This is a genomic window from Tsukamurella sp. USMM236, from assembly GCF_037148755.1.
Classification (GTDB): domain Bacteria; phylum Actinomycetota; class Actinomycetes; order Mycobacteriales; family Mycobacteriaceae; genus Tsukamurella.
Genome location: NZ_JBBCSS010000007.1, coordinates 128203 through 142895, shown reverse-complemented (window position 1 = coordinate 142895; position 14693 = coordinate 128203). Strand labels below are relative to the sequence as shown.

The following is a 14693-nucleotide window of genomic DNA, read 5'->3' as shown; positions in this document are numbered from 1 at the left end:
GCGGGCGGTCAGTAGGGTGACGGGCGTGATCCTCGCGAGCATCCCGAGTCCTCCGCAGGGCGTCTGGCACCTCGGGCCCGTCCCGATCCGCGCCTACGCGCTGTGCATCATCATCGGCATCGTCGTCGCCTGCTGGTGGGGCGACCGCCGCTGGGTGGCCCGCGGCGGCAAGCCCGGCCAGGTCCTCGACGTGGCGGTCTGGGCCGTCCCGTTCGGCCTCATCGGCGGCCGGCTCTACCACGTGCTGACCGACTTCAGCACCTACTTCGGCCCGAACGGCCGCGGCCTCGGCGCCGTCTTCCGCATCTGGGACGGCGGCCTCGGCATCTGGGGCGCGGTCGCCCTCGGCGGCGTCGGCGCCGCCATCGGCTGCCGGCAGATGGGCATCAAGCTCGGCCCGTTCGCAGACGCGATCGCACCCGCGATCATCGTGGCCCAGGCCATCGGCCGGCTCGGCAACTGGTTCAACCAGGAGCTCTACGGCGGCCCCACCACGCTGCCCTGGGGCCTGGAGATCTACGAGCGCGCCAACGACGTGGGCCAGCGCGGCCCCGACGTGCTCGACGGGCACAGCACCGGCGTCGTCCTCGCGGTCGTGCAGCCCACGTTCCTCTACGAGCTCATCTGGAACCTGCTGGTCGCGGCCTTCCTCGTGATCGTCGACCGCCGCTTCCGCATCGGCCACGGCCGCCTCTTCGCGCTGTACGTCGCGGGCTACTGCCTCGGCCGGTTCTTCATCGAGCTGATGCGCGACGACCACGCCACCCTGATCTTCGGCGTCCGGATCAATGTCTTCACCGCGGCGCTCGTCTTCGCCGGCGCCATCGCCTACTTCCTCCTCGCCCCGAAGGGGCGCGAGGAGTCGGTGTTCGTCGACGACCCGGCGACGGCACCGTCGGAAACCGGCCCCGAGCAGGACGGACCGGCGAAGGACGACGCGCCCGTCGCCCTCGGAAAGGCCGACGAGGAGGCCGAGGCGGAGGCTGATGTTCGCCAGATGGATACCGGCGGGTTAGCGGGAGACTCCACAGAGCGGAATAAGGAGGACTAACGTGGACGCCGTGACTCGTCGAACCAAGATCGTCTGCACCCTGGGCCCCGCTGTCGGAACCGATGAGAAGGTTCTTGCTCTCGTCGAGGAGGGCATGGACGTTGCGCGCCTGAATTTCAGCCATGGTGAGCACGCCGATCACGGCGTGAACTACAACCGAGTTCGTGCGGCTTCGGATAAGACCGGTCGTGCGGTCGGGATCCTCGCGGATCTGCAGGGCCCGAAGATCCGGCTGGGCCGGTTCGCCGGTGACGGCCGGACCGTGTGGGAGACGGGTGAGACGGTGCGGATCACCGTCGAGGATGTGGTCGGCACGCATGATCGGGTCTCCACCACCTACAAGGAGCTGGCGCAGGACGCCCGCCCGGGCGATCGGCTGTTGGTCGATGACGGCAAGGTCGGCCTGAAGGTCACCTCGGTCGACGGCAACGATGTGGTGTGTGAGGTCACCGAGGGCGGCCCGGTGTCGAACAACAAGGGTGTCTCGCTGCCGGGCATGAATGTCTCGGTTCCTGCGCTCAGTGAGAAGGACATTGAGGATCTGGAGTTCGCGCTCGAGCTGGGGGTGGATTTCATCGCCTTGTCGTTCGTGCGGGCTCCCGCGGACATCGAGCGGGTGCACGCGGTGATGGACCGCGTCGGCCGCCGGATTCCGGTGATCGCGAAGCTGGAGAAGCCGGAGGCCATCGAGAACCTCGAGGCCGTGATCCTGGCGTTCGATGCGGTGATGGTCGCCCGCGGCGATCTGGGTGTGGAGTTGCCGCTGGAGGAGGTGCCGCTGGTGCAGAAGCGGGCCATCCAGATCGCCCGGGAGAACGCCAAGCCGGTCATCGTCGCCACCCAGATGCTGGAGTCGATGATCGAGAACAGCCGTCCGACCCGCGCGGAGGCCTCCGACGTCGCGAACGCCGTCCTCGACGGTGCGGATGCCGTGATGCTCTCCGGCGAGGTGTCGGTGGGCAAGTACCCGATCGAGACCGTCCGGACCATGGCCAAGATCGTGCAGGCCGTGGAGGACGGCGGACCGTCCGTGCCGCCGCTGAACCACGTGCCCCGCACCAAGCGCGGCATCATCTCCTACGCCGCGCGCGACATCGGGGAGCGGCTCAACGCCAAGGCCCTCGTCGCGTTCACCCAGTCGGGTGACACCGTGCGCCGCCTGGCCCGCCTGCACACCCGCCTGCCGCTGCTGGCGTTCACGCCGCTGCCGGAGGTCCGCAGCCAGCTCGCCCTGTCCTGGGGCACGGAGACCTTCCTGGTCGACGGCGCCGACAGCACCGACGCCATGATCAAGCAGGTCGACCACTCCCTCGAGGGAATCGGCCGCTACTCCAAGGGCGATCAGGTCGTCATCGTCGCCGGCGCGCCTCCCGGGACCATCGGCTCGACCAACCTGATCCAGGTGCACCGGATCGGCGAGGACGACCACTGACATACGCTCGTCGTATGACGGAGACACTCACCGATTTCGACGAGTTCCTCGGCACCCTGGATCTCGCGGAGGCGGGGGAGGACCGGTATCTCGGTCGTCACCCCGCCAAGACCGCGTCCCGCACGTTCGGCGGGCAGATCCTCTCGCAGGCGATCGTGGCCTCGGGCAACACCGTTCCGGGGGCTCGGGATTCGCTGTTCCTGCACGCCGCGCACACGCACTTCATCAACGGCGGTGAGACGAACGCCGACCTGGAGTTCGTGGTGCGGCGCCTGCGGGACACCCGCAACGTCGCGAACCGGCTGGTCTCGGTGGAGCAGGGCGGCACCGTCCTCGCGCTGATGCAGCTCGCCTACCAGACCGACGGCCGGAACCCGCTGGTGCACGGCGATCCCGCGCCCGCGGTGCCGGGCCCCGACGGCCTGCCGAACATCCAGGACACGCTCCAGGGCTACGAGGACGTCGTCACGATGTTCGTCGACGCCCCGCAGCCGATGGACATGCGCTTCACCAACGATCCGGCCTGGATCGCCAAGGGCAAGGGCCTGATCCAGGAGGACAACAACGTCTGGATCCGGACCGCCGGCCCGCTGCCCGACGATCAGGTCATCCACGACGCGGCGCTGGCCTACGCCTCGGACACCACGATCCTCGACTCGATCATCACCCGGCACGGGCTGTCGTGGGGATTCGACCGGATCATGGCGGTCACGCTCAACCAGTCGCTGTGGTTCCACCGTCGCGTCCGGTTCGACCAGTACAACCTGTACTCGTCGCATTCGACGGTGGCCGACGGCGGCCGCGGTATGTCCAACGGGCAATTCTTCGATTCGAAGGGCATTCTGGTAGCAAGCACGACCCAGGAGGGTGTGCTCAAGTACTTCCCGTCGAAGGGGGCGAAGTGACCAGCCAGGACACGCAGCAGCGTCCGATCCCGAACGTGCCGCAGGGCACGCCCGGCCGTGATTGGCGTGCGGAGCTGCCCCAGGCGCTCCCACAGGGCCCGCAGCAGCCGTGGCGCCGCCACGGCCCCGGTTCGCGCACCTGGGTCGGCGTCCTCACCGCGATCGTGCTCGTGGTCATGGCGGGGGCCGGTATCTTCGCCGTCTCCTTCGGCTTCGCGACCACCGCCTTCGAGCGGCAGGGCGTCGTGGTGCTGACGCCGTCCGAATACATGGCGACGACCACCACGTGCTCCGGCGCCCGCGACGCGGAGGGGGTGAAGGAGGGGGCTCGGATCGTCTTCAAGAGCGGGTCCGACAGCTTCGACACCGATCTCGGCGAGGGTGTGCTGCGCTCCGGCCGGTGCGTCTTCCCGTTCACGCTCTCGTCGGTGCACGCGGACCCGGACGTGAATTACGCGGTGACCGTCGGCGGCGCCCAGGCCACTCCGGTCGCTGGTAGCGAGCTCGCCTCCACGTCGGGCACCCTCATGGTCTCGCTCGCGGGCTAGCCGCCGGTGACCGCACTCGGAACGACGGTCCGCCGCGACTGGCAGCCCGTCGTGACCTACTCGCTGATCGCGGTCAACGTGATCGTCTTCGCATTCAGCGCGAAGCAGACCGGCAGCATCGAGAACAACATGGCCTCGTACGAGGTCGCGCGGTTCGCCCTGTCCGAGCCAGCCACCGCGAACGGCTGGTGGTGGACGGCCGTGACCTCGGGGTTCCTGCACTTCGGGCCGATCCACCTGTTGGTCAACATGTTCACGCTGTACGTCTTCGGGCGGGGCGTCGAGCAGCAACTCGGGCGGGCGCGGTTCGGCGCGATCTACGGGATCGCGCTGCTCGGCGGCAGCGCGGCGGTGCTGTGGTTCGGGCTGGAGAACACGATCACCGTGGGCGCCTCCGGCGCGATCTTCGGCCTCATCGGGGCGGAACTGGTGCTCTTCCTCCGGCTGAAGCTGAACCCGACCTCGCTGCTGATGATCATCGGCGTGAACGTCGTCGCGTCGTTCACGATCTCGGGCATCTCCTGGCTCGGCCACCTCGGCGGCTTCGTCATCGGGGCTCTCGTGGCCGCGGGCTTCGTCTACGCGCCCGAGCTGCTTCCCCGGGACAAGCGCACCCGGCAGCAGGTCGAGGGCCTCGGCTGGGCGTGCGCCGGCGTCATCGCCGCGGTCGTCGTCGCGGCGATCGCTGTCCGCTTCGGCACCTTCCCGGGTGCGGACGTGTACACGCTGCGCTGAGGCCGAGCCGATCCGACGGGGCCGCGGTCCTGCTGGCGGGGCGGTGCGCCCTTGCGGGCGGGGCGTCAGCGGCCCCGGTTCATCTCCCGCAGGCGCGCGTTGTAGGCGGCCAGGGCGGCCTCGTCGTCGTCGACGTCCACGTCCTCGCCGCCCTCGCCCATGAGCTGCCCGCGACGCGCGGAATCGAGCCAGGAGCCCATGCCGCCGCCGCGCTTGCCGGTGGCCTCCGCGGTGATCCACTGGAAGGCCACCACGAGCAGCAGGATCATCATGAGGCCGTCGCCGCCGAACCACATGATGGCGCCGGCCGCCGACTGGTCCTCGAGGCCCGTGGGGCCCCAGCCCAGGCGCGACGCCGAGTAGCCGGGCGCCAGCTCGGTGGTGGTCATCATGAGCGTGACGCCGACCAGGGTGTCGGGGCCCATGGCCAGCAGGAAGGACGCGAAGCGCAGCGGGTGCGAGAGTTTGGTGGGCCCGCACAGCTCGTTGCCGATGAGCGGCAGCATGAAGATCCAGCCGATCACGAAGTAGCCGGCGTACTCGAGCTGCTTGAGCCACGGATTGTCGAGCGCGAGGTCCTGGAAGCCCGTGAGGTGCGTGCTGATCAGCGCGAACGCGTACAGCGGCAGGCCGACGATCGGGCTGGTGACCAGCCGGACCACCCGGTTGCCGAGGAACGCGCGCACCCGACGGTCGCCGGCCTCGCCCGTCGCCGTCGCGAGCAGGCGGATCGGCTCCGCGAGCACGAGGAACATCGGCACGACCGTGATCAGCACGAGGTGCACCACCATGTGCGCCCAGAACAGGTGCTTGGCCAGCTCGGCCATCACGCTGTTGACCGCGAGCACCAGGAGCGCCATCGCGACGAACCACGACAGGATGCGGGAGATCGGCCAGGCGACTCCGGCGCGCCGCGCCCGGACGGTGCCGTACACGTAGAGAATGGAAGCGACGACCATGAGGCTCGTCACCACGGGGGTGAAGACCCACGTGTGGAGCACGTCCGGCGACTGCGTCGCCACTGCTGAGGGATACATCGATGCCCGTTGTACCACCCCTGGCAAACTAATCCAACCGGCGTGTAACAAAGCGCGGCGGAGGATCGATGAAGGGACGAACGTCCCTGTCAGATTGCCTGGGTACCCGCCCCGGGCTCGAACGCACGGAGTAGAGATGCCGAAGGTCCCCGAGCCCACGCCTCAAGAGGTCCGCGACTTCCTCAGCCCCATTTCGCACTGGTCCCACCTCAAGGCCAACGCGGAGGAGCAGTACCGCAAGACGATCCTCGCCGCCTACGCCGCGCGGATCCCGATCGTGCACATCGCCCGCTACACGGGCACGTCGCCGCAGGCCGTCAAGAAGGTCATCGACCGCCAGAACGACAAGGCCACGGGCGACGCGCCCGCGTTCCAGAACATGCCGCGCACCGGGTACTACCGGGGCCAGCAGCTGCCGCCGTCGCGGTCCGTCCGCGCGGTCTAGCCGACTGTCAGGGCGCTCCCGCCGCGTCGGTAGGGGTGGTGGGGGTGCCCAGCGTGTCGATCACCAGGTGCGCGACGGTGCGCATGTCGGTGCGGCGGTCCATCGCGGTCCGCTGAATCCAGCGGAACGCCTCCGGCTCCGAGACGCCGTGCGCCTGCATCAGGATGCTCTTCGCCCGGTCCACCAGCTTGCGGGTCTCGAGCTGGCCGGAGAGCGTCGTCACTTCCTTCTCGAGCGCCTTGAGCTCGGCGAACCGGCTGATGGCGATCTCGATCGCGGGCACCAGGTCGGCCTTCGTGAAGGGCTTGACCAGGTACGCCATCGCGCCCGCCTCGCGGGCCTTCTCGACGAACTCGCGCTGGCCGAAGGCGGTCAGCATCACGACGGGGGCGATCCGCTCGCGGGCGATGTCCTGCGCGGCCTCCAGGCCGTTGAGGACCGGCATCTTGACGTCCATGATCACCAGGTCGGGCTGGAGCTCGCGGGCCATCTCCAAGGCGACCTGGCCGTTCTCTGCCTCGCCGACCACGTCGTAGCCCTCTTCCCGAAGCATCTCGGAGAGGTCCATGCGAATGATCGCCTCGTCCTCGGCGACGAGCACGCGGTGCGGGGTGGGCTCGGTGTCCTTCATCAGGGGGTACGTTACCGGGCGGCGGAAATCGGGCCCGCCGCGCGCGGTACCGTGGGCCCATGAACGTATTGAGCCTGACTCAATTGCGCGAGCGCGCCGGCAACCTCTGGGCGTTGACTCTGGGGGAGGGCATCCGCCCCGTCGAGCGCACCCCGCACGTCGTCGTCGCCGACGGTGACCACCGCACCCTCCGCCGGTTCGCCTCGGATTCCGAGCGTGACCTGGCCGCCGTGCCCGGCGCCGCACCGGTGCTGCTGGTGCCGCCGATCGCTGCGCCCGCGACCTGCTACGACCTCTCGCCCGAGACCTCCGTCGTCGCGCACCTCGCGTCGACGGGGCGCGTTCCCTATGTCATCGACTTCGGCGAGATGGGCTACGGCGACCGCGGTCTCGGCTTCGAGGACTTCGCCCTCGACATCATCCCGCAGGCCATCGCGCGCGCCCTGGAGGACTTCTGGGGCGGGGACGTGCCCGACGGTGCCGGCGTCGACCTGTACGGCTGGAGCCTGGGCGGCACGCTGTCCTTCCTCGCCGCCGGCGCGTCGACGGAGTCCATCCGCTCGATCGTCTCGATCGCGACGCCGCTGAAGTACGCCGCGCAGCCGCCGTACCCGCTGGTGACCTCGCTGATGAAGCCGGTCGACGGTTTCGGCCCCGGTGCGCTGATCGCGCTCATGGGCGGCATCCCCGCGCCGATCGTGCAGGTGGCCTACCGCGCCACGTCGTGGGACCGGGAGCTGAAGAAGCCGAAGTTCGTGCTGGAGAACCTCGGCGAGCCCGAGAAGCTCGCGCGCATGGAGGTCATCGACCGTTTCCAGCGCACCTTCCCCGGCTACCCCGGCAAGCTCGCGACGCAGCTGTGGGAGCGGCTGATCTTCCGCGGCGAGCTGGCCGCCGGTGAGGTCCAGCTGGGGGAGCGGACGATCGATCTGCACTCCATCGACGTGCCGATCCAGCTCGTCGGCTCGCACCGGGACGCCCTGTGCGCGTGGGAGACCGCGCGCCACGGCGTGGACCTGTTCACCGGCTCGCCGCGCGTCGAGTTCGAGACCGTCGAGTCCAGCCACCTCGGCCTCGTCGCCGGCCCCGATGCCGTCCGCGAGACCTGGCCCGTGATCGACGCCTTCCTCGCGTCCGTGGACGCCGAGTCCGAGGCCGCCGACCCCGCCCGGTAAGCTAGCTCGGCTGGCCGTCTCCGACGGTCCGCCGGACGCCCCCGTAGCCCAATTGGCAGAGGCAACGGATTCAAAACCCGTCCAGTGTGAGTTCGAGTCTCACCGGGGGCACCACATCACCGCATGTAGGCGGCTTTCCAGGTACGTTTTGTAGCCCGTCGGTCAGGCGCGTGCTACCCCCGTGCTACCCAACCGGCGCGGCGTGGGGTTGTACCTCCCAGAACGTCCGAAAACGATCGGGTGCTCGTGAGACGATTCGAGGATGAGTCAAGCTCCTGGCAGTCCGTCCGAAGAAGTGCTCCTCGCAGCGATTGAAAGGGAGCTAGCTAAGTCTCAGCAAATAGATCAGCGAATCCGCGCGGGAGATTTTGGTGTGGAGGCCGGGAGTGACCTGGAGGGCGACGCTTCCAAACTTGCAGGACTCTACGATCCGAGCGAGACGGTCCGTCGGTCGATTGCAACGGCGGTGTCGCACTGCAAGGCGATCTATGAAGCACTTCTGATTGACGGTCATGGTTGGCTGAATAGCTACTACCCGCTCGTAAGAGCAGTCCTGGAGAACGCGGCGCTCGCGCATTGGCTGGTAGTGCCTGATTCGCAAGAAGAGCGTTGTTATCGTCAGATTCTTGTCGGATGGACCGACCTCGAAGAGGATCGAAAGTCCTGGACACCTGGTTGCGATCCCCAGTCGCAAACATACATTGCAGCGATGAAGGAGCGGGACGACAAGAAGGCGAACGCTGAATCGCTCGCCGTGGCTATCGGTAAGCCACTACCTCCAAATCCGCAGTTGCACTATGTGGATCCGGTAAAGTCATTGCCGATCAGCGCGAACTTTAATCCGCCAGAGACGATTTGGAGAGTTTGCTCGGGAATGGCGCATGGGAAGACTTGGGCATTCCAGCTGTTGTCTGGGACGCAGGGCAGATTCGACCGGCCGGATGGAGGATACCGGGCCACGTTCAATCTCGACTTACACGCGCTACTGGTGTGCGTTGGCGTTGCGGTCTATGCGCTCGAGCAAGCTGTCAAGTTGTTTGATCACCGTCGGTCTGCGCCCGAGTCAACGGCCGAATAGCTGGATGAATGGTGCGAGTTCCTGGGTGTCTTCGGCGCTCCGCGCGATGGTCGCGATGGGAGCTGGGGCGGGGAGACTGTTGAGCGCGGCGCTGTCCTGGCTGGGAATCTAGTCGCAGCAGGTGTCAAGGGTGAGTGTGTATTGGGAGTGACTCATCCATTGCGAGACCAACGTATCGAGCGGAATCCTGAAAACTACGTGGGCGCACTGTGTTCACTGCCCGGAGTGATTTTCCCTGAATCAGGAACTGGGTACCGGGCTGGCCATGGAATGATCGGAAGATCGTCTACCGGCCACCCGAAGTAGCTCGCAGACGACAGAACCTCGTGCGCGATCTGACGCATGAGCGCCAGGTGCACATTCCGGGCGTACTGCGGGACACCGTTCTCAAACGGCGCTGCACCCAATCGCTCGAACTCGCCAACGATCGACAGGCCTTCACCGTGCCGAATGAGCGACTGGTAAAAGGAAGCGAGCACAGCATCGACGTGGGCGCCGCCGTCTTGGTCAGTCATCGCGCGCACGACAGCGCGGCGTGTGTAAGCGGAGTTCTCGTACGAGAACAGGGGCTCTTTCTCCCACCAGTCTGCGATCGCCCGCCCTGTGTAGCGGTTGGTCTGGCAAAGTGCACTCACTCGGACAGGGTCCGGCCCATTGAGATCTAGGTGGACAACGAAGAAATCCATCCACCAATCAGAGCCATGTCGCGTGTGCTCGGTGCCGAGCATTAGGTCGGTCGGATTCTTCATGTCGAGATGGGTGAGCAGTGACGTCGCGTGCTGGCTGTCGTGGAATATTACCCGCAGGGACGTCGCGATCCGGAGCGCTTCATCTTCATGTCCTTGGTCGAAGAGCCAGCAGGATCGTTTCAGAAATTCAAGATGGCTGGTCAACAGGCGCCGGAAACGATCTTGGGGGGCTTCGGTCGTGGTCATCTTGCTCCAAATTGTTTGAGCTGCTTTCTGGCGACCAGCTTCGAATTCGTCTGGTGGACACACCGCTATGAGGGTGATGATCCACGTTCACTACGAGATGGCGCGCTCGACGATCTCCGTCGCTACCGAAGCCAAGAGGAGGCCAACGAAGGCGAACTCCAGCCGGAGCGCTCTGTCCGCCTGAAGGGCACGCTTTTCGTTCGCGGCGCGTAGCGCGACAATCGATTCCTTCTTTCGCCGGGCAACCGTCAGCAAGGGGTCGTGATCAGTCGTCCATTTCTCCCCGATCATCTGGTCGAGCGTCGCGAGACCCGTGAGCGAGTACTTGCTGCTCTGTGCCTGCACAACGATGCTGAACCTCAGCGATGCGACCATGGCGATCCCTGCAACCGCGATGACACACCAGGTACCGAACCAGAGGTTGTTCGGGGTTCCTCTCGTCGCCCATGTCGCAATCGCAACGAGCGCGGTCGTCAGCGCCAGATTGGTCTTGACGATTGAGTCGCCACGCTGCCGGAGCGACTGAAGTCGATCAAGTTCAAGTGTGAGCAGTTCGGCGATGTGGTCGGCAAACACCTGACCGCGGTGTGGGTCGATAGCCGAAGGGGGCTGCTGGCTAGCGTCGTTGCTCATGTCGGGTGAACGTCACGATATCGATGTTCATGTCGTTGTGAACCACGTCGTTACTACCCCAGTCGACCATATGTACTTGGTCGCTCTGAGCGGTCATCTCCGTGGTGACAGGGGTGTCCTGGGTATCACCGTTGCTGTTCATCGGCCGCCGCCGAACTTGCCGCGCTGTCCGCGGGTCGCGCTGCGTGGTGCGCCACTCCCGTGGAGAACGTCGTTCGTTCCCCAGTCGGCACGGAGCGTGACTTCCGCTCGGTCGTCGTCCGATGTGTGCGAGTCGTCGCCCGCCTGATGTTCGTCGGGGTTCCCCATCGTGCACCTCCACCAGCATCATAGCGCGAAATGACATCGATGGGATTCGCCCGTTCAGGTGGTGGGATTGAACCGATAGCGCGCAGGCGCACCACATTGCCGCAGATCATTCGCGTGCGGATCCTGGTACTACCCCCTAGAGAGCCCTGGGCGGGCCGAGGCTGTCAGTGTGTGTCCTGAGCGCTGGACTTGCGGGGTGCGCGCAGGAGTGCGCCGATCGCGGTGAGGACGATGGGGATCACCACGGCGATGAGGGCGGCGCTGAGGCCGTCCATGAACGCGGTGCGCACAGTGTGCGTCAGCTCCGCACCGGACGGCCCCATCCGCGTAGCGACCTCGAGGCCCGCGGCAGCGGAGTCGCGAACGGCCTTGGCCGCTTCGGCCGGGAGCTGGGACAGGTCCGGCAGTGACGCCGTGTAGCGGCTGGTGAAAACGGCGCCCATCAGCGCGATCCCGATAGCGGAGCCGACCTCCCGCGTCGTGTCGTTGACGGCCGAGGCGACGCCCTGTTGGTCGGCGGAGAGGGACCCGACGATGGCGGAGGTGCCGGTCGAGCTGGTGATGCCGATGCCGATTCCCGCGACGATGAGCCCGAGAAGGAAGGGCGGGTAGCCGGAGTCGGCGTTCAGTGCGGCCACCCAGCCCAAGCCTGCCGCTAGGAGGAGCAGGCCCAGGCACATCGTGACGTTCAGGCCGAGCCGGCGGACGATCGCCGGTGTGGAAACGGAGACGGGGAGCACCGCGAGGGCGACGGGAACGAGGGCGATGGCGCTGTGCAGGGGGCTGTATCCGAGGATGAGCTGGAGGTACTGCAGGCCGACGAAGAAGAACCCGAACACCGCCATGAATTGGACGATGACGCTGATCGACCCGGCGCGGAATCCGGGCAGACCGAACAGTCGCGGGTCGAGGAGAGGTTCGTCGGTACGCATCCCGTAGGCGGCGTACGCGGCCAGGGATACAGCGCAGACGACGAAGCTCGCGATGACCACGGGTTCGGTCCAGCCTCGGTCGCTTCCCTCGATGATCGCGAACACCAGTGTCCCGATCCCCACGACGGTCAGCGCGGTGCCGAGGACGTCGACGCGGGGTGGGTGCTGGTCGCGGGTGTTCGGGCTCCACAGCGCTGCCGCTGCCAGCGCGAGGCAGGCGACGATGGCACTGGTGTAGAAGATGGACCGCCAACTCCAGACCTCGAGGAGCGCGCCGGCGGCGATCAGGCCGATGATGGCGCCGGCGGCGGCGAATCCGGACCAGATGGCGACCCCTCGCGCGCGGCGGTCGACCGGGAAGGTCGCTGTGATGGTCGACAGTGTCCCCGGCATGATCATCGCGGCGCCGAGCCCCATGACCACGCGGGAGGCGATCAGGCTCGTCGTGCTGTCGGAAAGTGCGGCCGCGACCGACCCGGCGGCGAAAACCGCCGTGCCGGTGATGAGGACGGTCCGCCGCCCGATGCGGTCTCCGAGCGCGCCCAACGGCAGCACGAAGGCGGCGAGCGCGACGGTGTAACCGTCTGCGATCCAGGTGAGGGCGCTGTTGGACGCACCGAGCGCCACCGCCAGGTCGGGAAGCGCGAGGTTGACCGCCGACACGGAGGCCACGACGAGCACGAGGGCCAGGCACATCGCGGACAGGACGCGGCGTTGTGCGCCCGGTGTGCTCGGGTCTGTGGGTTCGGGTTGGTCGGTCATGGTGTGCTCCTGTCGGTTCGGGCGGGCCGGGGTCAGGTGGTGGCGATCAGGCGGGTGACGGCCCGCATCGCGGACCGTGTGACGGCGCCGCGAACGCGGTCGGGCAGGGCCGGAGGCGCGATCGGGGCCGGGGTGCCGAGCCGGGGGAACAGGGCGAGGGCGTTCTCGCGCTCGATCCGGCGCGCGAGGTCGGCGTCGTTCGCGGTGTAGTTGTCGAGCCCGGCGGCGAAGTACTGCACTGCCGCTTCCGGGGCGAACGGCCAATCGCTGCCGAACAGGACGTGCCCTGGGTCGGCGAAGGCGAGCAGGCTGGGCAGCGCGGCGGGGCTGGCGGAGAGGGCGGTGTCGAAGTAGAAGCTCGAGAAGTCGTCGAGGACGTCGAGGGGACTGCGGCCGGACTCCGGCGATGGCGACGGCCATGCGGTGGGAGGCGTACGGGACGAATCCGCCTGCATGGCTGAGGATGAAGCGGATGTTCGGGTAGCGGCGTCGAATGCCGTTGCTGACGAGCAGGTACGCGGCGCGGGTGGTGTCGAGGAGGAAGTCGGCTGCGAACGGCGGGATGCCGGTGACGGCGGGGGCGGGCAGGTCGGCGGGGTGGATGAACACCGTCGCGGATCGCTCGTCGAGGGCGCTGAACAGCTGCTCCTGGCCCGCTTCGCCCAGGTACGTGCCGCGTGCGTTGGCGAGGAGGACGACACCGTCGGCGTGGAGGTCGTCGAGGGCGCGGCGGGCCTCGGCGGTCGCTGCTCCGATGTCGGGCGTCGGCAGCGTCGCGAAGAAGCCGAACCGGTCCGGATGCGCGGCGACGATGGATGCGGTCTCGTCGTTGAGATCTCGGGCGAGGCTCGATGCCTCGGCGGGGTCGTCGAGGAAGGTGGTGCCCGGGGTCGAGACGGACAGGATCGCGGTGGCGACGCCGGCGCGGTCCATCACCCCGAGCGAGCCTTCCGGGGACCAGGCGGGAAGTTCGCGTCCGCCCGCTTCCCCGATGCCGTGGGCGGCGAGGCGGTCGCGGTAGGAGGTGGGGATCAGGTGGTGATGAACATCGATGCGGTGCATGGCGTCTCCGTAGGTGGGCGAGGTGTGGGGGTGCAGAGCCGGGCCGTCAGGTGTGGAACGGTTCGGTACCGAGCACCAGGCGCAGCCCCGGGATGCCGGAGTGCTGCTGGGCGTAGCGCAGCTCTCGGCTGAGGTCGCTGAGGGTGTTCCGTGGTGGCACCGACAGGCTGAGCGTGGACAGGGTGCCCAGCGCACGGCCCTGCGAGTCGACGTAGCCGGAGCCGCTGTCACCGGGGACGCCGGGCCGTACCGCGGTGACGGTGTGGGCCCAGCCGTCGCTGTCCGGGTCGGCGACCGCATCCGCCGTGCCGATGTGCGGCGACAGTGCGTTCCTGCCGCCCCGCAGCGAGGAATCGCCGAAACCGTAGGCGCGATCACCGGCGTTGAGCTGGTCGACGCTGAGGTCCACGGGACCGCCCCAATGCGGGAGCGACGGGTTGACGGATCCCGCCAGGCTCTTGGGGATCCGGATCAGTGCGAAATCGTTGTGGGCGCACGTACGGGGGTCCTTCTCGCCCGCGGCCTGCATGGCCGCCCAGCTGTCGTAGGCGAGAGTTCCGGTTGCCACAGTGGTGCCTTCGGTGCGGCGCGAGCCACCGGTCCGTAGGTCGACGGGGGTGCCGAGCGGGACGTTCTTCGCGGTGCAGCCGTTCGGGAGCTTCTCGGTACCGACGTAACCGCAGTGCGCGGCTTGCCCGAGGTACACCTCGCCCCGGGCGTCGGTGAAGACGAAGTTGGTCGTGCATTGGCCGTCGTCGGTGTACGCCTGCAGGCCGGGGTGGAGCTGCGCCTGGTCGGCGGAGGCCCACGGCACGCCGGCGTCGGTGGCCGCGACCGTGTGCGGTGCTGCTGTGCGGGGGAGCGTCGCAGCCGAGGACGCGAGACCGTCGGTCGCGCCCGTGCCGCATCCGCCCGTAGCAGCGAGTGCGGCAGCCGCCGCGAGGGCGGTCAGGGCCTGGACTGCGGGGATCCGGCGGGGCGGTCGGCTCGAGCTGTGGAGTTCGGTGCGCTGCATGGGGTCTG

14 protein-coding genes, 1 tRNA gene and 1 pseudogene are annotated in these 14693 nt (G+C 67.7%); 9 read left to right on the top strand and 7 right to left on the bottom strand.

What is annotated here, in order from left to right; genetic code table 11:
• The first annotated feature begins 25 nt into the window (after positions 1-25).
• From lgt to WFK95_RS20635, 5 genes are read left to right on the top strand one after another with little or no spacing between them, the layout of a single operon-like run.
• Positions 26-1051: a prolipoprotein diacylglyceryl transferase gene (gene lgt, locus WFK95_RS20655; protein ID WP_224648564.1), complete on the top strand. Its 1026-nt coding sequence runs from the start codon at positions 26-28 to the stop codon at positions 1049-1051.
• Between the two features lie 10 nt (positions 1052-1061).
• Positions 1062-2483, top strand: coding sequence for a pyruvate kinase (gene pyk, locus WFK95_RS20650; protein ID WP_336671799.1), 1422 nt, complete (start codon positions 1062-1064; stop codon positions 2481-2483).
• Between the two features lie 14 nt (positions 2484-2497).
• Positions 2498-3388 (top strand): acyl-CoA thioesterase, encoded by an 891-nt coding sequence (locus tag WFK95_RS20645; RefSeq protein WP_224650950.1) that lies wholly within the window; start codon positions 2498-2500, stop codon positions 3386-3388.
• Entirely contained in the window at positions 3385-3936 is a 552-nt protein-coding gene (locus WFK95_RS20640; RefSeq protein ID WP_336671798.1) for a hypothetical protein, read from the top strand. Before WFK95_RS20645 ends, WFK95_RS20640 begins: the two co-directional genes overlap by 4 nt.
• A 6-nt stretch (positions 3937-3942) precedes the next feature.
• Positions 3943-4671, top strand: coding sequence for a rhomboid family intramembrane serine protease (locus WFK95_RS20635; RefSeq protein WP_336671797.1), 729 nt, complete (start codon positions 3943-3945; stop codon positions 4669-4671).
• Between the two features lie 65 nt (positions 4672-4736).
• Here the strand turns inward: WFK95_RS20635 and WFK95_RS20630 are convergent, their stop codons facing one another.
• On the bottom strand, positions 4737-5708 hold the full coding sequence (locus WFK95_RS20630) for a cytochrome c oxidase assembly protein (RefSeq protein WP_336671796.1): 972 nt from the start codon (positions 5706-5708) through the stop codon (positions 4737-4739).
• A gap of 136 nt (positions 5709-5844) precedes the next feature.
• Here WFK95_RS20630 and WFK95_RS20625 point away from each other — a divergent pair, with 136 nt between their 5' ends.
• Entirely contained in the window at positions 5845-6153 is a 309-nt protein-coding gene (locus WFK95_RS20625) for a helix-turn-helix domain-containing protein (RefSeq protein ID WP_068533852.1), read from the top strand.
• A 7-nt stretch (positions 6154-6160) separates the two neighbouring features.
• Here the strand turns inward: WFK95_RS20625 and WFK95_RS20620 are convergent, their stop codons facing one another.
• Positions 6161-6784, bottom strand: a complete 624-nt coding sequence (locus WFK95_RS20620) for an ANTAR domain-containing response regulator (protein WP_336671795.1) — start codon at positions 6782-6784, stop codon at positions 6161-6163.
• A gap of 59 nt (positions 6785-6843) precedes the next feature.
• On the opposite strand from WFK95_RS20620, the gene WFK95_RS20615 reads away from it, so the two are divergent.
• The 3 genes from WFK95_RS20615 to WFK95_RS20605 all read left to right on the top strand — a co-directional run bounded on the left by WFK95_RS20615 (position 6844) and on the right by WFK95_RS20605 (position 9037).
• Positions 6844-7959 carry an alpha/beta hydrolase gene (locus WFK95_RS20615; protein WP_336671794.1) on the top strand — a complete coding sequence of 372 codons (1116 nt, stop codon included), beginning with the start codon at positions 6844-6846 and terminating at the stop codon, positions 7957-7959.
• A gap of 37 nt (positions 7960-7996) precedes the next feature.
• Positions 7997-8073 (top strand) — tRNA-Leu (locus WFK95_RS20610).
• Positions 8074-8221: 148 nt separating this feature from the next.
• Positions 8222-9037, top strand: coding sequence for a hypothetical protein (locus WFK95_RS20605; RefSeq protein ID WP_336671793.1), 816 nt, complete (start codon positions 8222-8224; stop codon positions 9035-9037).
• A 194-nt stretch (positions 9038-9231) separates the two neighbouring features.
• Here WFK95_RS20605 and WFK95_RS20600 read toward each other — a convergent pair whose 3' ends face one another.
• From WFK95_RS20600 to WFK95_RS20580, 5 genes and pseudogenes are all read right to left on the bottom strand, one after another.
• On the bottom strand, positions 9232-9972 hold the full coding sequence (locus WFK95_RS20600; protein ID WP_336671792.1) for a hypothetical protein: 741 nt from the start codon (positions 9970-9972) through the stop codon (positions 9232-9234).
• Positions 9973-10062: 90 nt separating this feature from the next.
• Positions 10063-10605, bottom strand: a complete 543-nt coding sequence (locus WFK95_RS20595) for a hypothetical protein (RefSeq protein WP_336671791.1) — start codon at positions 10603-10605, stop codon at positions 10063-10065.
• A gap of 473 nt (positions 10606-11078) precedes the next feature.
• Positions 11079-12608 (bottom strand): MFS transporter, encoded by a 1530-nt coding sequence (locus tag WFK95_RS20590; RefSeq protein WP_336671790.1) that lies wholly within the window; start codon positions 12606-12608, stop codon positions 11079-11081.
• A 32-nt stretch (positions 12609-12640) separates the two neighbouring features.
• Positions 12641-13670: pseudogene (locus tag WFK95_RS20585) on the bottom strand (amidohydrolase family protein).
• 46 nt (positions 13671-13716) lie between these two features.
• A complete protein-coding gene (locus WFK95_RS20580; protein ID WP_336671789.1) occupies positions 13717-14685 on the bottom strand; it encodes a hypothetical protein in 969 nt (322 codons plus the stop codon).
• Positions 14686-14693: the final 8 nt, after the last annotated feature.

Bases quoted from the DNA above. Each gene is read 5' to 3' on its own strand.
- WFK95_RS20645 (WP_224650950.1), top strand. From the start codon at position 2,498: ATGACGGAGACACTCACCGATTTCGACGAGTTCCTCGGCACCCTGGAT.
- WFK95_RS20630 (WP_336671796.1), bottom strand. From the start codon at position 5,708: ATGTATCCCTCAGCAGTGGCGACGCAGTCGCCGGACGTGCTCCACACG.
- WFK95_RS20625 (WP_068533852.1), top strand. From the start codon at position 5,845: ATGCCGAAGGTCCCCGAGCCCACGCCTCAAGAGGTCCGCGACTTCCTC.
- WFK95_RS20620 (WP_336671795.1), bottom strand. From the start codon at position 6,784: ATGAAGGACACCGAGCCCACCCCGCACCGCGTGCTCGTCGCCGAGGAC.
- WFK95_RS20615 (WP_336671794.1), top strand. From the start codon at position 6,844: ATGAACGTATTGAGCCTGACTCAATTGCGCGAGCGCGCCGGCAACCTC.
- WFK95_RS20605 (WP_336671793.1), top strand. From the start codon at position 8,222: ATGAGTCAAGCTCCTGGCAGTCCGTCCGAAGAAGTGCTCCTCGCAGCG.
- WFK95_RS20600 (WP_336671792.1), bottom strand. From the start codon at position 9,972: ATGACCACGACCGAAGCCCCCCAAGATCGTTTCCGGCGCCTGTTGACC.
- WFK95_RS20595 (WP_336671791.1), bottom strand. From the start codon at position 10,605: ATGAGCAACGACGCTAGCCAGCAGCCCCCTTCGGCTATCGACCCACAC.
- WFK95_RS20590 (WP_336671790.1), bottom strand. From the start codon at position 12,608: ATGACCGACCAACCCGAACCCACAGACCCGAGCACACCGGGCGCACAA.
- WFK95_RS20580 (WP_336671789.1), bottom strand. From the start codon at position 14,685: ATGCAGCGCACCGAACTCCACAGCTCGAGCCGACCGCCCCGCCGGATC.